The sequence below is a fragment of the Cellvibrio sp. KY-YJ-3 genome, from assembly GCF_008806955.1.
Taxonomy (GTDB): domain Bacteria; phylum Pseudomonadota; class Gammaproteobacteria; order Pseudomonadales; family Cellvibrionaceae; genus Cellvibrio.
In genome coordinates, this window is sequence record NZ_CP031727.1 from 4,218,924 (window position 1) to 4,238,535 (window position 19,612).

The window sequence follows — 19,612 nt, forward strand, 5'->3', positions numbered from 1 at the left end:
GATTTGTCATGATTTCATCACCTAAGTGTCACAGCACAGTCATAACCTCAGAGCAACAGTCCTGCTCAGGTTATGACTATCATGCTGAATATCGAACAATCCATTACCAATAAATTCCCCGGTTTTACCCAACAAGCGCCCATAGTGCGCAACTCCACCCTCAATATATTGCGCAAGCTCACCCATGAGCGTGAGATCAACGCGTTTTTGCGCGAGCATCAGGGCAATCGCGGTATCGATTTTATCGACCGCATTTTTGACTATTTTAACTTCAGTTACAGCGTCTCCCAGCGCGAGCGTAATAATATTCCTGCGCAGGGGCGCGTGGTGATTATTGCCAACCACCCTATTGGTTCGCTCGATGGTTTAGCGCTGGTACGTTTGGTAAGCGAAGTGCGCAAGGATGTAAAAATTATTGCCAACGATATGCTCATGACCTTTGAGCCACTACACGATTTATTACTGCCGCTCGATAATATGACGCGCGCGGCGTACAAGCAGAGTTATAAAAATATCCTGCAGGCACTGAACGACGAGCAAGCAGTTATTATCTTCCCCGCGGGCGAAGTCTCCCGCGCGAGCCCAAAAGGGATTCGCGATGGAAAATGGCAGGCGGGCTTTCTGCATTTTGCGCGCAAAACCCAGGCGCCCATTTTGCCGATTTTTGTTTCAGCGAAAAACTCACTGCTGTTTTACAGCGCCTCAATGATTTTCAAACCGCTCGCCACCGCGCTGCTCGCGCACGAAATGTTTAACAAACAATCGGCGGAAATTAAATTCCGTATTGGTGAGGTGATTCCCTACCAATCACTGGAATCCGATCAGCTGGCCGACAAGGCACTGATCAAACGTCTTAAAAAACATCTCTATAAAATTGGCAAAGGCAAAAACAAAAATAATCAGCCAACGCCATTTATTACCGAAAAAACCATCGCCCACCCGGAAGACCGCGCCGCGTTAAAAAAGGAATTCAAAAACGCCCAATTAATTGGCAGCACCCGCGACAATCACCAGATTTTTTTATGCGACTACAAACAGCATCCCGTGGTGTTGCGCGAAGTGGGCCGCTTGCGCGAACAAACCTTCCGCTTGGTAGGTGAAGGCACTGGTAGCCGCCGCGATTTGGACAAATACGATCACTACTATCGCCACCTGGTATTGTGGGATGAAGAAAAACTGTGCATCGCGGGCGCTTACCGCTTGGGTGAAGCCCATAAATTAATGCTGAAAAAAGGCGCTGAAGCACTCTACACCAACGAGCTATTTGACTTTCATCCAGCGCTTACGCCCTACCTGGAACAAGGGCTGGAATTAGGCCGCAGTTTTGTGCACCCGGATTACTGGGGCAAAGCCAGTTTGGATTATTTATGGCAGGGTTTAGGCGCTTATTTAAATCATACCCCCGAAGTTCGCTATGTATTTGGCCCGGTGAGCATGAGCGCGCACTACCCCAAACCATTGCGCGATTTATTGGTGTTTTATTACGAGCGCTACTATCAAAAATATGCCGATGAGAAAAGTGAAACACTGGCAGAAGGTAAACACCCACACCATATCGATGAAGATGCCTTAATCGATTTGCAACAGCGTTTTGCCAGCCTTAATGCTGAGCAAGGTTTTGCGGTATTGCAGGAAGCGTTTAATCAAGCGGACTGTAAAATTCCAGTATTGTTTAAACAATATGCCGCACTTTACGACGAAGGCGGCTACCACCTGCTAGCGTTCAGTGTTGACTCAGAATTTGGCAATTGTGTAGATGGTTTATTTATTGGTGACCTGCAATTTATGAAAGCCGCCAAACGCGCCCGCTATTTAGGCACTACCAATTCAACCGCTGCCGAAAAGTCTGAAGGTTGAAACCAGTAACGCGGATTGGTGTGATCGGTATCAGGGGAAAGTTGTGGGTTGGGAATGTTAATTATATAGCGTGGTGAATCCTTTTTATTCAACGGAAAAACATGCGCTGTAAGTGGATGATTTGTCATGAACTCAATCATCTCGCCACTATCAATTATTTTTTCCAAACCATCCTCAATCCACTTGGCCAAGTACTCGTTATCGTGTTTGACAAAAAAATAAACGGCAAAGGGGTAATGCAGCACTAAGGTTTTCTGTAGCTGTAAGTCTGGATAAATATCACTACGCTGACTTAGCTCTGCCTGTGCCTCAAAATAACCACGCGAAAAAAAGTCGCAGCGTTTGGCGACCACTTGTTGAAACAGCCCTTCAAATAACGCAACCTCTGTCACACGCAAGGACGCGGCGCGCATAATGTGAACATCAGGCCAATTTATGCCCTGACAGCCGAGATATTTTTTTAGCTGTTCATATTCAACAATAGCATCAAACTTTTCCTGATTATCACGATGAATGATAAACCGGCGATAACCCAACAACCCACGATCCAGCGGGATACGAATGGCCCGAAGTTGACGTTCACGCTCAAGGCTAGTCCCCATCCAGTAGACATCCACCAAACCGCCACGATTTAGTTCAGAGATGGCTCGCTCCTGCTCCATCAAGGTAGTTTCCCGCAATTCGGGCACGGCGCGCCCGGCAGCGCCATTAATCAAGGTCATGTGTAAAAGCTGCACGTAATAATCCCGTGCTATATCCATATTTGGCTGCTGGCGAGGTATTTTTATCACGGACAACTCAGCCGCCGCCAGATTGACGGCAACCGCTAGCAGTAAAATGCCCAACCCGGCGCTCGCCCTCATGCCCTTCCCCACACCACTAACCTGGATTAATTAAATCGATGGTTGTCATAAAATCCCAATACTATTTTTAAGTATAGGCTAGCCCGGCAATATCCAAATGATCCACGCGAAAGCACTGTGTCAATGGCTACTCAAAATCACTGGGCTGAAACCAGTAACGCGAATTGGAGTAGTTTGTATCGACAGGTAAAAAAGAATTGGGGATGTGAATGGTATGTCGGGGCGCGAGGGTTTTATTGAGCGGAAAAACATGGCTGGTGAGCGGATGGTTTTTCATATAAGCGAGAAATTCACCTTTCTCGATCATTTTCTCCAAGCCCTGCTCAATCCAGCGCGCTAATTCTTCGTTGTCGCGCCCCACAAAAAAGTACACGGCAAAGGGATAATGCAATACCAGGGTTTTGTGCTCAATTAATTCAGGGTAGGAGTTTTTGCGCTGGGTTAATTCGGGTAAGGCTTCGTAATAACCACGAGGAAAATAATCGCAGCGTTTGGCTACCACTTGTTGATACAGCCCTTCCAACACCGCCACCTCAGTCACGCGCAAGGCAGCGGCGCGCATAATATCCACATCCGGCCAATCCAGCCCCTGACAAGCGAGCAGGCGTTTTAAATCCGCACCACTTTTCACGGCGTCAAATTCCCGATGGCGATCAGCGCGAATGATAAAACGGCGATAACCAATTAAACCGCGATCCACCGGGATACGAATTGCACGCAGTTTTTGTTCGCGCTCAGTGCTGGTGCCCATCCAGTAGACATCAATACTGGCTCCGCGATTTAATTCATAAATCGCACGTCCCTGCTCCATAACGCTGGTCTCGCGCAATTCCGGAATGTCACGCCCGGCAGCGCCGTTAACAAGCGCGAGACGTAATAACTGGGTGTAATAGTCCTGTGCTACCTGCGAGTCGGGTTGTGGTTTAGGGATATTTAACACCGACGGCAAGGCTAATGCGGGTAGCGCAAGCAGCAGCAAAAGTGCCAGACCAAAGCGCTGAACCGTCATTAGCCACTCCCTATAAACAAACATGCCATGATTAACGTTTAACCAGTATAGGCCAGCGCCCTCAGTGCGCTAGGCAATCTTAAATCACACAGTACAAACATCACTGTTTTTTATAAAATCAGGCTCAACCAAACGCGCGCTACACAAGCAGGCGCGGTTATTGTTTAGGTTATTGCGCCTTGGCAGAGGGAATAAAATCGGCGGGTTGAAACCAATAACGCGCGTCGAACTGATCGGCACTATCGGGCAAACTGTCGTTGGGAATATGGATGATGCGCCGCTCGGCGAGGCGCGCCAATGGAAAAGCGCGGCGGGTATGCGGGTGCTGTTGTATATGCGCAAGCAATTCACCATCGTCAATCATTTGCTCCAAACCTTCCTGCACCCAGGCCGCCAATGCGTGATTATCCTGACGCACAAAAAAGTAGACTGCAAAAGGGTAATGTAAAATCAGTGGTTCGTAGGCAACCAACTCGGGAAATTCACCCGCCCGCTTGTTCATTTCAATGCGAATTTCATGAAACCCGCGCGGAAAATAATCACAGCGCCCGGCAGCAATTTGTTTAAATAAATTTTCGTAACCAGTACTGGTTTTTACTTTCAAATCGGCAGCGCGCAGAATGCCGGTGTCCGGCCAATGAGTACCCTGACAAGCGGTAAATTTTTGCAGCTCGGCAAGGCTGTGCACCTGTTCAAATTCAGCCACACGCTTGCGGTGTACCACAAATTGGCGATAGCCCATCAACCCGCGCTCCAGTGGAATCGGGATAGCTCGCAGCGCCGCATTGCGATTTTTATCCGTCCCCATCCAATAAATATCGATTGTGCGGCCGCGCATTAATTCTTGTACCGCACGATCCTGTTCCATATCCATCGTCGGCAACAATGCCGGTACAGGCCGCCCTTTCGCGGCTTTGGTCAAGGCTTTGTGTAGCAGTTCGGTGTAATAGCCATAGGAGGTATCCAAATCCGACCTGGGCTTGGGAATACGCAATTCCGCCGTGCTGGCAACCGCGAGCCCACACCAAAGCCACAAGCAGCTGGCAACAATAAAAAACGCGCGTAATTTCATACTCTTATTATCACTGTTGTATGAACATTGATCGGCGCAACTGCTCGCCCATGCGAGAGTTGCAATCACAGGAAAAGTATAGGTTAATCCCCACCAATATCCTGTCCCTTTCTCCAACAAACAGAGCTTGTTATGCATATTCATATTCTCGGCATTTGCGGTACCTTTATGGGCAGCCTCGCCCAACTGGCCAAAGCGCTTGGCCACCGTGTTACCGGCAGCGACGCCAATGTTTACCCGCCAATGAGCACCCAACTGGAACAAGCGGGCATAGAACTGATTCAGGGTTTTGACCCGATGTATTTGCAGCCACCGCATATGGCGCAGGCGCCGGATCTGGTGATTATCGGCAATGCCATGAGCCGCGGTAATGCCAGCGTGGAGTATGTACTCAACCAAGGCATAGCCTACACCTCCGGCCCGCAGTGGCTGCGCGATCATGTATTGCAAGGCAAATGGGTGATGGCGGTTGCAGGCACCCACGGCAAAACCACCACCTCGTCGATGCTCGCGTGGATTTTGGAGTACGCCGGTATGGAGCCAGGTTATTTAATTGGTGGCGTCACCAAGAATTTTCCTACCTCAGCACGTTTGGGCAATACACCGTTTTTTGTAGTGGAAGCCGATGAATACGACAGCGCTTTTTTTGACAAGCGCTCCAAGTTTGTTCACTACAATGCACGCACGGTGATTTTAAATAACCTCGAATTTGACCACGCCGATATCTTCCCCGATCTCGCCGCGATCCAAAAACAATTCCACCATTTGATACGCACGGTTCCCAGCAATGGTTTAATTATTTCCCCCAGCAATGACAAAGCCCTCGCCGAAGTAATCCAACAAGGCTGTTGGACACCGCAGCAACAATTTGCAGTCATCAATGAAAACTCGAACGATGAAAGTTCACCGGTAGAAAACAAAGCGGAATGGCAAGCCCCTACTCCTGAATGGCAAGCCAAACTGTTAGCAGCGGACGGCTCCTCATTTGCCGTGCTGCACAACGGCGAAGAAGTGGCGCAAGTGAATTGGGAACAAACCGGTATTCACAATGTGAATAACGGTTTAGCTGCAATCATCGCCGCGCGCCATGTAGGTGTAACACCGGAACACGGCGCAAAAGCATTGGAACAATTTGCCGGTGTAAAACGCCGCATGGAAATTCTTGCGGACGTTCACAGCATAAAAGTCTACGACGACTTCGCCCACCACCCGACCGCGATTAAAACCACACTCGCCGGTTTACGCGCAAAAGTCGGCGACCAAAAAATTATTGCCATCATCGAACCCCGCTCCAACACCATGCGTATGGGTGTACACAAAAACGCCCTCAACCAAAGCGTTACCGACGCCGACGATGTTCTTTGGTATCAACCCGCCAATGTCGATTGGGCAATGGACGAAGTAGTCAACAAAAGCCCCGTGCCCGCAAAACTCTTGCGCGATTTGGATGAATTAATTCACTGCGCCATTTCGCTGAGCGAACCAGACACTCATATTGTAATTATGAGTAATGGCGGGTTTGGGGGAGTGCATCAAAAATTAATTGATCATTTAACTAAGCACGCGTTGTGATTAGATGACAACAATAGAGTGGGTGAAGCGAAAGTGATATCCGCCAATAATTCATATGCGACACTCTGAAAAATGACTCACAAAAAGAAAACTGTTTATCTGGGCACAATAATCGTCACCATCCTAACCCTAGCCTGCTTCCAAATGGCTTTTGTAATGACTGACGGGCTAGCTGCCTCCGGCAATAGCATCGCCGAACGCCACGAGTTTATTCAAAACAACCTAGGCATTTGGCAGTTGGGCTGGCTTAATTGGATGCTGGCGGCACTAGGATTATTAACTTTTTGCTGCCTGTTATTGCCGTACATACCTTCGTCTGAGTGGCGATTATTGGGTATTTTGCTGGTAGCACTGGGTATAGCACCCGATTTAAGTGCAGAGATTATTTTTGCTTTTATTATTCCCTACAGCCATCAAATCGATCCCTCGCTAGCGACTATGCAAATGCTGGAAACGCTAGCAATGCAATTGACCGGAACACTTGGCAATGGGCTTTATAACATTGGTGGATTTTTGCTAAATGCACTTTTGCTCAGCAACAAAAAGCTTCCGCGCAAGCTGGTGCTTATTGGTTTACCTGGATGGTGTTTTGGTTTTGGTTTGAGCATCGCTTGTGCAACCTACTCGATGGAAACTGCAAAGTTTTTTACAGCAGCAGGTATGGTGTGGAGCACAGTGTGGATGTTCGCCATTACGCTGATTGTATTTCGCAAATCAGACAATTATCGGCTTGAACACTAATGACCACAATTGAATGGTTTTTTGCACTCAAGCTGATACATATTGGTTCACTAATATTCTGGCTTGGCCCGAGCTTGGGTGGTTGGTTGATGTTATTAGCCAACCGTAAACAACTTGGTGAGCACTCACCGGCAACACACTTGGCTTATACAATTTTTATCCGTTTATTAATTATTGAACACATTGCATTTTTTGTATTGTTGGGTACTGGCATTGCAATGGCTTCGCTTGTTTACACTTTGCAAATTCCATGGTTGCAATGGAAGTTATTAATTATTTTTACGCTCATTCTTCCGCTTGAAATAGCAGACATATGGTATGGCAACATCAAACTACCGCAGATTTTTTCACACTTGAATGAATCGGGTTACGATACCAAACACGCCCGTACACTCCATATTTATCATGCCTATATAACTCGCATTGCTATCGTGATTATTCCGGTCAGTGTATTGGCAATAATGTGGCTGGTGATTGCTAAACCGCATGCGATAAACCTGTGGTGAAAATTGTGGGTATAATTGAACTCCACCCGCACTGCGAAGCGACACCATCGCACTAAGCCACAAAAAGCACCCTGTCCCTTCAATTACCACCCTTCCCTCTATATCATTAACACCTCAGCAAAACATCGGTCATTACCAGCAAACAGTGCCAAAGAGCCTGTCAAAAAACCTTTTTTCCACTTTTGAGAGAGCTTCAACCATGAAAATTGCATTAATGAACGAATTTAGTCAGGCCGCGAAGAACGCGATTGTGTTGCAGCAGCTGGAATCAGTCGCTGCCGAGCAACAACACAGCGTTTATAACGTGGGCATGAGCGATGACAATGATCATTACCTGACCTATATCCACCTCGGCATCATGGCGAGCTTGCTGTTGAACTCCAAAGCGGTGGATTTTGTGGTGAGCGGCTGCGGTACTGGCCAAGGCGCGATGATGTCGCTGAACGCGCACCCAGGTGTATTCTGCGGTTACTGCATAGAGCCAACCGATGCCTACCTGTTTGCGCAAGTGAACAACGGCAATGCGCTGGCGCTGCCTTTTGCCAAGGGTTTTGGTTGGGGTGCTGAATTGAACATTCGCACTATTTTTGAGAAGGCCTTTACCGGCGTGCGCGGCCAAGGTTACCCCGCTGAGCGCCGCGAGTCGCAAGTGCGCAATGCCGGTATCCTCACCAGCGTAAAAACCGCTACCGCCAAAGGTTATCTGGACGGCCTGCGTGCTATCGACCCGGAACTGGTAAAAACAGCAGTGACCGGCGAGCGCTTTCAGGCGTGTTTCTTTGAAAACTGCCAGGACGATAGCATCCGCGCCTTTGTGAAGGACGTATTGGGAAAATAAATTCCTCCCCAACCCTCCCTTTTTCAAAGGGAGGGAGCTAATTTCCCCTTTGTAAAAGGGATTTGCTCCGCACCGATTCACCCACTCTGAGGCAGACCGAATGACTCAAGTACTAACGCCACGCACTATTACCCTCGCGATTACCGGCGCTTCCGGCGCGCAGTATGGCCTGCGTTTATTGCAGTGTTTATTAGCCGCTGATTGCAAAGTGTATTTGATGATCTCCAGTGCCGCCGAAGTGGTGATCCGCACTGAAACCGATTTGGATTTACCACGGGATTTGGAAGACCAGCAGGCGATGCTCTGTTCACTTTACGGCGCCGATGAAGACCAGCTACAACTACTCGCCAAAGACGATTGGTTTGCAGCCGTGGCATCGGGTTCCAGCTCGCCGGCCTCGATGGTCATTTGCCCCGCCAGTGGCGGCACCCTCTCTGCCATCGCCCACGGTGCCAGCAATAATTTGATTGAACGCGCGGCCGATGTTGCCCTGAAAGAGCGTCGCAAATTAATTGTGGTGCCGCGCGAGACACCCTACTCTGAAATCCATTTGGAGAATATGCTCAAGCTGACCCAAATGGGCGTGATTGTATTGCCCGCCAGCCCCGGCTTTTACATGCAACCGCAGTCGGTAGAAGAGCTGGTGGATTTTATTGTGGCTCGCATTTTGGATCAGCTCGGCGTCGCTCAGGATCTAATGCCGCGCTGGGGCGAGGATTAACCCGTCTGCAGATCTGCCCTTAACCCAGCTCATTCCCGGGCTGGCAGCTACACAAACCCGCTTCCCCCACCCTTATTTGCCCACCACTGGCAACACCCTCGATTTAACCTAGACTTAAGCCAACACTCTGTAAAAATCGAGAGTACCAATGCCCTTTGCGGAATCACTGCCTTGCATACTATTTACCTTTACTGCGGAAAATAGCGGTAAATGCACCATCTGTTTTTGCAACAACAATTTGGCAGACATTTTTGGTATTACCGCAGAATCGCTCATTGCCGACAGTGAGTTCCCCTTTAGAAATGTTGACCTGGAATGCCGCCCCGATATTTACACCCACTTAAATCAGTTGATGTATGGCGAGCGCACATTTATAGACCTGAGCTTCACCATTAGCCGCCCCGAAAAAAAACATTGGTTTTTGCTGCAGGCATCAGCACAAAAAGGCTCACCCAAACATACTTACGAAGGCCGTATTTTTGAAATTACCGAGCAGTATGCGCGCCAACAACAGGTGCTGACCTCGGCCAATTATTTTATGCACCTGCTCGACCAACTGCCCGATCGTTTTTATTATAAAGATGCGCAGTCGCGTTACCTCGGTGGCAACCGCGCCTGGCGCGAACAACACCACATTGAAAATATGGCCGATTGGGTCGGCAAAAGCGATTTGGACTCCCCGCGTTTTACACCGGAGTTAGCGCAAAAAATATTTCGCGAAGAGCAAACAATGTTGCAAAGCGGCATAGCACTACGCACCCGCGAAAAAGTCGAAAATGCCGACGGCAGCATACAATATTCCGACTCAATCAAAACGCCGGTGTATGACAACCACAATCAACTAGTAGGGTTGGTGGGGCTAACACGAGACATCACCCAACTGGTGGAAACCGAACAGGCACTAGCGCACGCAAAAGAGCAAGCCGAGGAAGCAGCAAAAGCCAAAAGTGCATTTTTAGCAGTGATGAGCCATGAAATTCGCACCCCCATGAACGGCGTGATTGGCTGCGCATCACTTCTGGCCGACACTCAACTCACTGAAGAGCAGCGTCAACTGGTGCGCACTATTCAATCCTGCGGCGAAGGTTTGTTGGTAATTATTAATGACATTCTCGATTACTCCAAAATAGAAGCAGGGCAAATCCAACTGGAAATGCGCCCTTTTCCTCTGCGGGAATTAATTGAAGATACACTCGAACTTTTCAAAAAAAGTGCACAAAACAAAAATCTGGGATTACAGTATGTTTTGGCTGATGATGTACCGCTGCATGTAGAGGGAGACTCGGCGCGCATTCGCCAAGTACTGATTAATTTAATTGGCAATGCTATAAAATTTACCGACACAGGTGCAGTCACACTCACCATTAAGCTGCAAGAAAAACAGCACAACAAACACCGCTGTACCTTACTGTTTAAAGTCCAGGATACCGGCATAGGAATACCAGCGGCATTACAAGGCAACCTGTTTCAAGTATTTACCCAAGCCGATAACTCGATTACACGAAAATATGGCGGTACAGGTCTAGGTTTAGCGATTTCCAAAAAAATTATCCAACAAATGGGCGGAACCATTTGGTTGGATAGCACGCCCGGGTTAGGCACCAGCTTTTTCTTTACCGCCCGTTTTATCTATCACGAAAAAGCTTACGAACCCTCTACAAAAATTTCACCAACATCAAATTCCTTGCTGTCGACAACAGATGAAAACACCAACCTGCCTCTGGAAATAAAACCGCGCAATACACGCGTGCTGGTGGTAGAAGATAATAGTGTTAACAAAATGCTTATTATCAAAATGCTATCAAAATTGGGCTATAACAATATTACCGCCGTAGCCGATGGCTCAGAGGCCGTGGATATCTGCCGGGAAATGGCTATCGATATAATATTGATGGATATTCAAATGCGGATTATGGATGGTTACACCGCTACCGAAAAAATCAGGGCGCAACAAAATGTTGCGGGCCAACCCTGGATCATCGCACTCACGGCGGGCGTACAACAGGCGGATGCGGAACGCGCCTTTGCCTGTGGCATGAATGCTTTTGCTACCAAACCTATTCAACTGCTTGAATTAAATAATGCGCTTATCCAGGCAGAGACTGCTCTGCTCAGCACCAGCGCCTAAGTGTTCAAGGCGTGAAAGGCATCTGTTAAACTGATGCTCCAATCATTATGACCACGTTGCTATGACTCTCCCCAACCAGGTACGCATTGTTGAAGTAGGCCCGCGCGATGGTTTGCAAAACGAAAAGCAAACCATCACCACCGCCACCAAAATTCAATTAATCGAAAATTTAGTCGCTGCTGGTTTAACCTATATTGAAGCCGGTAGTTTTGTGAACTCGAAATGGGTGCCGCAAATGGCTGACAGTGGCGATGTATTTTCTGGCGTCGCACGCAAACCCGGCGTAACTTACGCTGCACTCACCCCCAACCTGCAAGGTTATGAACGTGCGATTGCCGTTAACGCCAATGAAGTGGCCATTTTTGCGGCGGCATCGGAAGCCTTTAGTCAAAAGAATATTAATTGCTCCATTAGCGAAAGTATCCAACGTTTTGAAACCTTAATTAGCGCCGCCAAAGCGCAACAGATCCCGGTGCGCGGTTATATCTCCTGTGTTGCCGGCTGCCCCTATTCCGGCGCAGTAAATGCACAAACCGTTGCCAGTATCGCCAAAGAATTATTAGCCATGGGCTGCTACGAAATTTCGCTGGGCGACACCATCGGCGTCGGCACTGCCGGACAAATCAAACATTTAATTGAAACACTCGCGCGCGACATTCCCATCGAAAAAATCGCTGCGCACATGCACGACACTTACGGACAGGCACTCGCTAACATTTATGCCGCATTGGAAATGGGCGTGAGTGTGATCGATTCATCCGTCGCTGGTTTAGGCGGCTGCCCCTACGCCGCCGGTGCAACCGGCAATGTCGCCACTGAAGATGTAGTCTATTTATTAAATGGCTTGGGTATTCAACACGGTGTTGATCTGGATAAATTAATTTATGCCGGCAATACCATCAGCGCAGCATTAAATAAACCAAGCAATTCAAAGGTTGCGAAGGCAAAAAGCAAATCCCTCTAACCCCATCTGAAAAAGCGAGCGTCGGGGAGGGATTAAAATATCGAGGAAAAAATGACAAACGAAATCGAACAACAAATCAATTTGGAAACCGCGCAAATTCACTGGCACGAACTGCAGCGTTTTTTCGCCAGCGGCAATGCCATCGCTGTAGATCCAACATTGGATCTAACTCACGTCGCCGCCCAAATTGTCGCTGACAATGCCGCGCAAATTAAAATCTGGATGGATGCGGGCTTGGTTGATGCAGTCAAAGATACCCAAGCCCAATCATGGTACGAACAAAATGCATTGGTATGGGCCGTGGTGATAAAACCTTGGGTGTTGGTGCAGCCGATAATTTAAAAGGTAAACTAAGCATGCGCCACATTCGCCGCGCCACAAAAGAAGATGCAGAAGCCGTAACTAATTTATACCGCGAACTCAATACACTCTCACCCGTCTCAGTATTGCCAGAGCGAATTGACGCAGTAGCAAATAGCAGCAATACATTCTTGCTAGTGTGCGATGATAGCGGCGAAATTATCGCCACCGCACTCCTCTGTCTATGCCAGGATGTGATGTTCGACAACCAACCTTTTGCAGTGGTTGAAAATGTAGTGGTCAGTGCCAACTATAAACGCGAAGGCAGCGGCAAAAGTATGATGGATTATATTGAAGCGTTTTGCTTGGCGCAGGATTGCTCCAAAATTATGTTGCAGACCAGCAGTGAAAACCGCGACGCACAGGATTTTTACACGGCGATGGGTTACGACCCGAACGCCAAAATCGGTTTTATAAAATATCGCCGCTACTTCTCACGATAGGTCGCTACTTTTTACTATAGATAGTTTGGCTAATAATTTCTTTACTCAATCATCAGGATACACATTATGAATCTTACTGCCAGCGGCGTTGCATTGCGCTTTTTGTTCGCGCTCTTATTGGTACTACTCAGTTATAACCCAAGTGGCTACTCTTATTTTCACTGGGTTCATAGCAGCTTCAGTGACATTACGCCCTATGTAGTAATTGCGGGAGTTATTTTGCTCATAGGCTGGGGAATCTACATTAAAGCCACGCTTAACTCGCTCGGGTTAATTGGCATAATTGCCCTCGCAGCGCTTTTTGCATGCCTTGTATGGCTGTTTGTTTACTGGGGATTTTTAAGCGTTACCGACATCTCGGCAATGGCTTGGGTCATTGAGATATTGCTAGCTGCATTGCTCGCCGTAGGAATGTGCTGGTCGCACTTCACTCGCCGCATGAGTGGGCAAGTGGATGTGGATGAGATAGAAGATAAGTAGCACTTTAGGAGGATTAGCCAAGGTTTTGGCTAATCCTCTTTCCGATTATTTTTTGCGTCAAACCTTTTAATTGAAAAATTACTGCGCTGCAGTCATATCCCGCTCTAACCCACTTGGCCCTGCGGGCTTTTTATTTTTCCACACCCACATTAACCCGCGCACATAGCCGTCACCTTTTACGGTGGTGTGATCAAGCCCTTCCATTACATAATTTTGCAACTTAAGCCCTTGGTAGTTGCGTGCAACTAACTGCTGCTGGAATTTAATTATAGGGTCGCGAAAAGCGGGATACTCTGTGGTGCCATAAGAAATAAACATACGGCCATTGAGTGCTTTGTGTGTTTTTGCGTAGCTGTTATCCAACTTCACGAGTGCTTGTTTATCCCACTCCACTGCCGGGCTTAATGCGATAAAACCACTGAAAAAATCAGGCGCTTGATACGCGGCGGTAATAGCAAATAATCCACCCAATGAATTACCGGCAATCACCCTGTCGGCTTTTTCACCGCGATATTGTTTTTCTATGAGCGGAGCGACTTCTTGTTGGATGAATTGTAAAAACAAATTAGCTTTGCCTGAACCCTCATCCACCGAGGTAAAAGTGTAATCAATGCGTCTTTCTTTGCCGTAATCTGCAACTGAAGGATAAGACAGGCCAACCATAATAAATTCGGGCACTTGATTGTCATAAATTAAATTGCCGTAGGTTGATACCAGTAGTGGCGTATCCCAATAAGCATCGAGATAGTAAAGAACCGGATATTTCTTTTCAGGATTGGTTTTGTAACTGGATGGATAGACCAAGACTAATTCATGATCTCTGCCAGTGATTGCTGATTGGATGGGAATAATTTCGGTATTACTCAATACAAACTGCTTGGTGCTTTGCTGTGCAAAAGCCATGTTGGCCGTTGCGAAGAATACAATTAGAAAAGCGCCACAGATATAACGCATAAATACCTCCATTAATAATTAACAACACCACTAGCGTTTATTGTGCAGCTCCCAGGTTTCCTGTTTTTTCTTTTCACTTTTGCGCAGCAGTACATAAGTGGCGCCAAGCCAACCGTGGCGTTTCTGTGCTGAATGAAATGCCATCACCTCATCCAATTGCGGCAGCCAGTGGGCAACGCAGCTTTTTAATTGCGCCGGTTGTTCGCGCCCTTCACCTTTGCCATGGGTAATGAGTGCGCAGCGAATATCGTGCGCCATGCAGTCTTTAATAAATTGAAATACAGCGGTGCGCGCTTGATCAATGGTCATATTGTGCAAATCGAGCCGTGCATCAATTTGGTATTTACCCATACGCAAACTGCGATAGACACCATGCTGCACACCATCGCGTTTGAATTCAATGACCGCAAGCGGATCAAGCGGCTCTATATATTCGCCGGAGAGAAAGTTTTGGTCTTTCGCGAGCTCAGCAGTCGCGGCCTTGCGGCGGGTTGCGATACTGGTTTTGTCCTTATGCGGCGATGCCAGCACCACTTTCTCTTCTACCTTGATGGGTTTTACATCTTTCATCTGGGAGAGGAAGAAATCGCTATCAGAATTGTTAGTAGACATAAGCGGGAATCTAAACAGCAGTAAAGGATGTGGAATTGTAAAACAAAAGGCCACCCTTGTGAGGCGGCCTTTTGTTTTACGTAGAGCACGGAACGCGCGATTATTTACCGCACAACTATTGATTGGCGCGATTGGCAATCAACTCATTCACCACTGCTGGATCAGCAAGCGTTGAAGTATCACCCAATGAATCCAATTCATTAGCGGCAATTTTGCGCAAGATGCGGCGCATGATTTTGCCAGAGCGGGTTTTGGGCAAACCCGGTGCCCACTGGATAATGTCGGGACGGGCGATAGCGCCAATCTCTTTCACCACCAAGGCCAACAATTCTTTCTTCAATTCGTCACTCGGTTGCTCTCCCGCCATCAAGGTGACATAGGCGTAAATGCCCTGGCCTTTAATGTCGTGCGGATAGCCAACCACTGCCGCTTCCGCAACCTTGTCGTGCAACACCAATGCACTCTCCACTTCCGCCGTACCCATGCGGTGGCCGGAGACGTTTAATACATCGTCCACACGACCAGTGATCCAGTAGTAACCATCAGTATCGCGGCGGGCGCCGTCGCCAGTGAAGTAATAGCCGGGATAGGTGCTGTAATAGGTGTCGATGCAGCGCTGATGATCGCCATACACGGTGCGGATCTGGCTTGGCCATGCAGCTTTGATACAGAGGTTGCCTTCGCCTGCGCCGATAACCTCTTTACCTTCCGGATCAAGCAGCACTGGCTGCACACCAAAGAAAGGCACTGTTGCGGAACCGGGTTTGAGGTCAATAGCACCGGGCAATGGGGTGAGCATGTGAGCGCCGGTTTCGGTTTGCCACCAGGTATCCATAATCGGGCAGCGGCTATCGCCCACCACACGGTAGTACCACTCCCAAGCTTCGGGGTTAATCGGTTCGCCTACGCTGCCGAGGATTTTTAAACTGGCGCGCGAAGTTTTGGTGACATAGTCGTCACCTGCGCCCATCAGGGCGCGAATTGCGGTGGGTGCGGTATAAAAGCTGTTTACGCCGTGTTTGTCGATCACCTGCCAGCAGCGCGAAGCATCCGGGTAAGTGGGCACGCCTTCAAACATTAGCGTGGTCGCGCCATTGGTAAGCGGGCCGTAAACGATATAGCTATGGCCGGTCACCCAACCCACGTCGGCGGTACACCAGTAAACATCGCCTTCCTGATAATCGAATACGTATTTGTGGGTCATGGCCGCTTGCAGCAAATAGCCGCCGGTGGTGTGCAATACGCCTTTGGGTTTGCCGGTGGAGCCGGAGGTGTAGAGGATAAACAGTGGATCTTCGGAATCCATGATCTCCGGTTCACAATCATTGGCCTGACGCTCAACCAGATCTTCGTACCAGAAATCGCGCTTTTCATCCCAAGCGATATCACCACCAGTGCGTTTAACCACGATACAAGTGTGTACACCGGAGCATTGTGCCAGGGCGATATCGGCATTCTTTTTGAGTGGCACACGTTTGCCACCGCGCAGACCTTCGTCCGAGGTAATCACTACCTGACATTCCGCATCCTGAATACGGTCTTTCAACGCCTCGGGTGAGAAACCGCCGAATACGATTGAGTGGATCGCGCCGATACGGGTACAAGCGAGCATGGCATAAGCGGCTTCTGGAATCATCGGCATATAGATGCACACACGATCACCCTTTTTCACCCCGCGTTCGCGCAAAGCGTTGGCGAGACGACAAACTTGGTCGTGCAATTCTTGGTAGGTAATAAATTGGTCTTCGGAAGGATCATCGCCTTCCCAGATAATCGCCGTTTGTTTGGCGCGGGCCGGTAAATGGCGGTCGATGCAGTTAACACTGACATTCAATTTGCCATCGATAAACCAACTCACTTCGCCTTTGCGCAGATCACTTTTGGTCACTTGCGACCAAGGCTGCTGCCAGGTCAGGAAGGTTTTTGCCTGCTCCGCCCAAAAGGTATCGGGCGCATTGATTGATTGGTCGTACATTTCCTTGTAGCGCGCCAGAGTGATCGCTGCGCTGCGTTTAAAGGATTCGGGAACCGGATACAGATGGACTTCAGACATGTTGATCTCTCTTCGACGTTATCTTGTTATTCGCGGGAAAGGCTGCAGGAATGATTCCGATGTCACACGCCACCTAACTCAAAAACTGCCCCTCAAAAAATCGCTTCAAGCTTAGCAGTTCTGGAGCTTAAATCTCAATGACAACGTTGTCCATCAAGGTTAAAAAATGTTTATTTGCCCAAGCGCAGCTATTAGCGCTTAGGTGTGCCCGGCCCCTCCCGATCCATGCGCTCCAACTCCTGCTTGTAGGCCTCCACTTCTTCCCAGTCAAACGCGGTTCCCGCATTCAAATGATCGGGATGCAGAGCGCGCTCCTTGGCGTTTTCCTGCAAGCTATGTTCTTTTTGCGGCTCGTCATCAGCGCCAAACTGCTTGAGAAGTTCATCGGTTTTTTTGGACATAGTGATATCTCCGGAAAGACACTCTTATTGATTAAATCGCAGACATAAAAAAGGGCGGTTGATCCGCCCTTTTATACGTAACTCAGATTACAGTCATCACATGGATAAGACTTATTCCATCTGCATAGGAATGGTGTTGCTGGTGCGATTGACGCTGTTGTCTTCATTTAAATAGACCAGCTTGGGTTTGTGCGCCACCAGCTCTTCATTGTTGAAATAGCCATAGGTCGCAATAATTACGCGATCACCCACCGCTACCTTACGTGCTGCCGCACCATTCATAGAAAAGGTGCCTGAACCCGGCTCAGCCAAAATGATGTAAGTGTGAAAACGCTCGCCATTATTGACGTTGTAAATATCGATTTGCTCGAATTCACGCATACCAGCCAGGGCTACCAGATCGGCGTCAATCGCGCAGGAGCCGTCGTACCACAGCTCGGCCTGGGTCACTTTGGCCATGTGTAATTTTGCTTTAAGCATATGAGTCAGCATGGAATCCTCCGGGGAATCACTGGTGCAGTGGCGGCGTTTAGACCAGCACCACAGAAACATTGTCAATTAGTCGTGCGCCCTGGGTATACATGGCGCCGAGTATAGTGATCTCCCGATCATCGTGTGCCGCCATTTCCAGTGTGCGGCTATTGCAAATGCTGATGTAGTCCACCCGAAAACCCGCCGCTTCAATCTGCGCGCGCGCCTCGTCCACCAGCACTGAAAAATCGCGGCGACCATCAGTGATCGCCTGTTTGATCGCATTTAAACTGCGGTTGAGCACCGCGACCTTTGGGCGCTCGTCGGCAGTGATAAAGCCATTGCGCGAGCTCATCGCCAGGCCGTCTTCCTCGCGAAAAATCTCACCAGCGGTGATTTTAATCGGAATACATAGGTCTTCCACCATGCGACGAATAACCGCCAGCTGTTGAAAATCCTTGACGCCAAACACCGCTTCGTCCGGCTGCACAATATTAAACAACTTGGTGACTACGGTTGTCACGCCCTCAAAGTGGCCGGGGCGACTCGCACCGCAGAGTACATCGGTCATAGTTGGCACTATTACACGGGTCTGCTCGGCCATACCATTGGGGTAGATTTCTTTTTCATCGGGGCAAAACAGGTAGTTGCAACCTACCGCTTCCAATTTGGCCGAATCAGCTGCCAAGGTGCGCGGGTATTTATCCCAATCTTCATTCAAGCCAAATTGCAGCGGGTTGACAAAAATACTGGTCACTACCACATCGCAATTGCGCTGGGCGATTTTCACCAGCTCGATATGGGCACTGTGCAAGTTGCCCATAGTTGGCACAAAACCAATACGTTTACCGGCTTTGCGCTCGGCCGCCAAGGCTTCACGAAGGGATTGAATGTGATGAAAAACCTGCATATTACTGCCTCAAACTGCCCATCAACCGAGCTTGGATTCGGGCGCGCGATAATACACGGTCGGGATTGAGAAGTACATTTTTAGATCAAAAAACAACCAGATATTCCGGGTGCGCCGGCTTACCTGATCAAGGGAAAAGCCGAGCCTGATTATCGATTACGGGTAAACGAACAACCGCATCGCCAAGGGTAAAAGTGCCGCCCTGAATCACCTTGGCACACAAGCCGCCGTAACCAAACATTGCCGCTGTACCGCCCGCCCCCAGCGCTTCATCCATACGCGAGCAGGGGTGACACAGGGCGTTGGTTTCGAGGATTACTTCGCCGATTTGCAAACGCTGATAGCGAAGCAAATTCATATTCATCCCGGAGATGACAAGATTGCGGCGCAGCAGGCGCGGATCAACCGATGCATGCCCCGTGTGATAGCAAATTTGCTGGATATATTCACTGCTGATCAGCGTGACTTGGCGCGCTGATCCCGGTGTTTTTTTCATGCGGTGATCACCCACCAACCCCAAACCCACCACCGCCTCGGCTTGATCAACTACCACTACCTCGCCGCGCCGTTCACTGCGCAAACCAATCCACTCCAATTTTCCGGGAGCGATACTGGCACAGAGTTTGTCGAGCAGACGGGCTTGGCTGTTCATCGGGA

The 19,612-nt window shown here is 48.8% G+C and carries 21 protein-coding genes; 11 read left to right on the forward strand and 10 right to left on the reverse strand.

What is annotated here, in order from left to right; all coding sequences use genetic code 11:
• The first annotated feature begins 81 nt into the window (after positions 1-81).
• A complete protein-coding gene (locus tag D0B88_RS17890; protein ID WP_151058853.1) occupies positions 82-1,857 on the forward strand; it encodes a lysophospholipid acyltransferase family protein in 1,776 nt (591 codons plus the stop codon).
• Here D0B88_RS17890 and D0B88_RS17895 read toward each other — a convergent pair.
• The 3 genes from D0B88_RS17895 to D0B88_RS17905 form a co-directional block, all read right to left on the reverse strand.
• Complete coding sequence (locus D0B88_RS17895; RefSeq protein ID WP_225318447.1) at positions 1,809-2,720, reverse strand: hypothetical protein; 912 nt, start codon at positions 2,718-2,720, stop codon at positions 1,809-1,811. The two genes, D0B88_RS17890 and D0B88_RS17895, sit on opposite strands and share 49 nt — an antisense overlap.
• A gap of 127 nt (positions 2,721-2,847) precedes the next feature.
• On the reverse strand, positions 2,848-3,729 hold the full coding sequence (locus D0B88_RS17900) for an amino acid ABC transporter substrate-binding protein (protein WP_151058855.1): 882 nt from the start codon (positions 3,727-3,729) through the stop codon (positions 2,848-2,850).
• Between the two features lie 169 nt (positions 3,730-3,898).
• A complete protein-coding gene (locus D0B88_RS17905) occupies positions 3,899-4,801 on the reverse strand; it encodes a transporter substrate-binding domain-containing protein (protein ID WP_151058858.1) in 903 nt (300 codons plus the stop codon).
• A gap of 132 nt (positions 4,802-4,933) precedes the next feature.
• Between D0B88_RS17905 and mpl the strand changes: the two genes are divergently transcribed.
• The 10 genes from mpl to D0B88_RS17955 all read left to right on the forward strand — a co-directional run bounded on the left by mpl (position 4,934) and on the right by D0B88_RS17955 (position 13,554).
• On the forward strand, positions 4,934-6,373 hold the full coding sequence (mpl, locus tag D0B88_RS17910; protein WP_007643407.1) for a UDP-N-acetylmuramate:L-alanyl-gamma-D-glutamyl-meso-diaminopimelate ligase: 1,440 nt from the start codon (positions 4,934-4,936) through the stop codon (positions 6,371-6,373).
• Positions 6,374-6,529: 156 nt separating this feature from the next.
• On the forward strand, positions 6,530-7,114 hold the full coding sequence (locus D0B88_RS17915; protein WP_050977064.1) for a hypothetical protein: 585 nt from the start codon (positions 6,530-6,532) through the stop codon (positions 7,112-7,114).
• Positions 7,114-7,620, forward strand: coding sequence for a DUF2269 family protein (locus D0B88_RS17920; protein ID WP_007643411.1), 507 nt, complete (start codon positions 7,114-7,116; stop codon positions 7,618-7,620). Before D0B88_RS17915 ends, D0B88_RS17920 begins: the two co-directional genes overlap by 1 nt.
• A 199-nt stretch (positions 7,621-7,819) precedes the next feature.
• Positions 7,820-8,458: an RpiB/LacA/LacB family sugar-phosphate isomerase gene (locus D0B88_RS17925; protein WP_151058860.1), complete on the forward strand. Its 639-nt coding sequence runs from the start codon at positions 7,820-7,822 to the stop codon at positions 8,456-8,458.
• 100 nt (positions 8,459-8,558) lie between these two features.
• Positions 8,559-9,179 (forward strand): flavin prenyltransferase UbiX, encoded by a 621-nt coding sequence (locus D0B88_RS17930; RefSeq protein ID WP_151058862.1) that lies wholly within the window; start codon positions 8,559-8,561, stop codon positions 9,177-9,179.
• A 238-nt stretch (positions 9,180-9,417) separates the two neighbouring features.
• Positions 9,418-11,307: a PAS domain-containing sensor histidine kinase gene (locus D0B88_RS17935; protein ID WP_191966466.1), complete on the forward strand. Its 1,890-nt coding sequence runs from the start codon at positions 9,418-9,420 to the stop codon at positions 11,305-11,307.
• A gap of 61 nt (positions 11,308-11,368) precedes the next feature.
• On the forward strand, positions 11,369-12,271 hold the full coding sequence (locus D0B88_RS17940; protein WP_151058866.1) for a hydroxymethylglutaryl-CoA lyase: 903 nt from the start codon (positions 11,369-11,371) through the stop codon (positions 12,269-12,271).
• Positions 12,272-12,322: 51 nt separating this feature from the next.
• Positions 12,323-12,613, forward strand: coding sequence for a DUF2288 domain-containing protein (locus D0B88_RS17945; protein ID WP_007643418.1), 291 nt, complete (start codon positions 12,323-12,325; stop codon positions 12,611-12,613).
• A gap of 14 nt (positions 12,614-12,627) precedes the next feature.
• Positions 12,628-13,074, forward strand: coding sequence for a GNAT family N-acetyltransferase (locus D0B88_RS17950; RefSeq protein ID WP_225318448.1), 447 nt, complete (start codon positions 12,628-12,630; stop codon positions 13,072-13,074).
• Positions 13,075-13,140: 66 nt separating this feature from the next.
• Positions 13,141-13,554: a DUF6524 family protein gene (locus D0B88_RS17955; protein WP_007643420.1), complete on the forward strand. Its 414-nt coding sequence runs from the start codon at positions 13,141-13,143 to the stop codon at positions 13,552-13,554.
• A gap of 78 nt (positions 13,555-13,632) precedes the next feature.
• On the opposite strand, the gene D0B88_RS17960 is transcribed toward D0B88_RS17955, so the two are convergent.
• The 7 genes from D0B88_RS17960 to D0B88_RS17990 form a co-directional block, all read right to left on the reverse strand.
• Complete coding sequence (locus D0B88_RS17960; RefSeq protein WP_191966467.1) at positions 13,633-14,508, reverse strand: alpha/beta hydrolase; 876 nt, start codon at positions 14,506-14,508, stop codon at positions 13,633-13,635.
• A 30-nt stretch (positions 14,509-14,538) separates the two neighbouring features.
• Positions 14,539-15,120 carry a DNA endonuclease SmrA gene (smrA, locus tag D0B88_RS17965; RefSeq protein ID WP_151058870.1) on the reverse strand — a complete coding sequence of 194 codons (582 nt, stop codon included), beginning with the start codon at positions 15,118-15,120 and terminating at the stop codon, positions 14,539-14,541.
• A 115-nt stretch (positions 15,121-15,235) separates the two neighbouring features.
• Complete coding sequence (gene acs / locus D0B88_RS17970) at positions 15,236-17,173, reverse strand: acetate--CoA ligase (protein ID WP_151058872.1); 1,938 nt, start codon at positions 17,171-17,173, stop codon at positions 15,236-15,238.
• A 191-nt stretch (positions 17,174-17,364) separates the two neighbouring features.
• Complete coding sequence (locus tag D0B88_RS17975; protein WP_151058874.1) at positions 17,365-17,574, reverse strand: hypothetical protein; 210 nt, start codon at positions 17,572-17,574, stop codon at positions 17,365-17,367.
• A gap of 111 nt (positions 17,575-17,685) precedes the next feature.
• Complete coding sequence (gene panD, locus D0B88_RS17980) at positions 17,686-18,066, reverse strand: aspartate 1-decarboxylase (RefSeq protein WP_151058876.1); 381 nt, start codon at positions 18,064-18,066, stop codon at positions 17,686-17,688.
• 37 nt (positions 18,067-18,103) lie between these two features.
• Positions 18,104-18,955 carry a pantoate--beta-alanine ligase gene (gene panC, locus D0B88_RS17985; protein ID WP_151058878.1) on the reverse strand — a complete coding sequence of 284 codons (852 nt, stop codon included), beginning with the start codon at positions 18,953-18,955 and terminating at the stop codon, positions 18,104-18,106.
• 127 nt (positions 18,956-19,082) lie between these two features.
• The gene (locus D0B88_RS17990; RefSeq protein ID WP_151058880.1) at positions 19,083-19,607 is read right to left on the reverse strand and encodes an MOSC domain-containing protein; all 525 of its coding nucleotides are present in this window, start codon (positions 19,605-19,607) and stop codon (positions 19,083-19,085) included.
• Positions 19,608-19,612 lie beyond the last annotated feature (5 nt).

Excerpts from the sequence above, each read along its gene's own strand:
- D0B88_RS17890 (WP_151058853.1), top strand. The coding sequence starts at position 82 with ATGCTGAATATCGAACAATCCATTACCAATAAATTCCCCGGTTTTACC.
- D0B88_RS17895 (WP_225318447.1), bottom strand. The coding sequence starts at position 2,720 with ATGAGGGCGAGCGCCGGGTTGGGCATTTTACTGCTAGCGGTTGCCGTC.
- D0B88_RS17900 (WP_151058855.1), bottom strand. The coding sequence starts at position 3,729 with ATGACGGTTCAGCGCTTTGGTCTGGCACTTTTGCTGCTGCTTGCGCTA.
- D0B88_RS17905 (WP_151058858.1), bottom strand. The coding sequence starts at position 4,801 with ATGAAATTACGCGCGTTTTTTATTGTTGCCAGCTGCTTGTGGCTTTGG.
- mpl (WP_007643407.1), top strand. The coding sequence starts at position 4,934 with ATGCATATTCATATTCTCGGCATTTGCGGTACCTTTATGGGCAGCCTC.
- D0B88_RS17915 (WP_050977064.1), top strand. The coding sequence starts at position 6,530 with ATGACTGACGGGCTAGCTGCCTCCGGCAATAGCATCGCCGAACGCCAC.
- D0B88_RS17920 (WP_007643411.1), top strand. The coding sequence starts at position 7,114 with ATGACCACAATTGAATGGTTTTTTGCACTCAAGCTGATACATATTGGT.
- D0B88_RS17925 (WP_151058860.1), top strand. The coding sequence starts at position 7,820 with ATGAAAATTGCATTAATGAACGAATTTAGTCAGGCCGCGAAGAACGCG.
- D0B88_RS17930 (WP_151058862.1), top strand. The coding sequence starts at position 8,559 with ATGACTCAAGTACTAACGCCACGCACTATTACCCTCGCGATTACCGGC.
- D0B88_RS17940 (WP_151058866.1), top strand. The coding sequence starts at position 11,369 with ATGACTCTCCCCAACCAGGTACGCATTGTTGAAGTAGGCCCGCGCGAT.
- D0B88_RS17945 (WP_007643418.1), top strand. The coding sequence starts at position 12,323 with ATGACAAACGAAATCGAACAACAAATCAATTTGGAAACCGCGCAAATT.
- D0B88_RS17950 (WP_225318448.1), top strand. The coding sequence starts at position 12,628 with ATGCGCCACATTCGCCGCGCCACAAAAGAAGATGCAGAAGCCGTAACT.
- D0B88_RS17955 (WP_007643420.1), top strand. The coding sequence starts at position 13,141 with ATGAATCTTACTGCCAGCGGCGTTGCATTGCGCTTTTTGTTCGCGCTC.
- D0B88_RS17960 (WP_191966467.1), bottom strand. The coding sequence starts at position 14,508 with ATGCGTTATATCTGTGGCGCTTTTCTAATTGTATTCTTCGCAACGGCC.
- smrA (WP_151058870.1), bottom strand. The coding sequence starts at position 15,120 with ATGTCTACTAACAATTCTGATAGCGATTTCTTCCTCTCCCAGATGAAA.
- acs (WP_151058872.1), bottom strand. The coding sequence starts at position 17,173 with ATGTCTGAAGTCCATCTGTATCCGGTTCCCGAATCCTTTAAACGCAGC.
- D0B88_RS17975 (WP_151058874.1), bottom strand. The coding sequence starts at position 17,574 with ATGTCCAAAAAAACCGATGAACTTCTCAAGCAGTTTGGCGCTGATGAC.
- panD (WP_151058876.1), bottom strand. The coding sequence starts at position 18,066 with ATGCTGACTCATATGCTTAAAGCAAAATTACACATGGCCAAAGTGACC.
- panC (WP_151058878.1), bottom strand. The coding sequence starts at position 18,955 with ATGCAGGTTTTTCATCACATTCAATCCCTTCGTGAAGCCTTGGCGGCC.
- D0B88_RS17990 (WP_151058880.1), bottom strand. The coding sequence starts at position 19,607 with ATGAACAGCCAAGCCCGTCTGCTCGACAAACTCTGTGCCAGTATCGCT.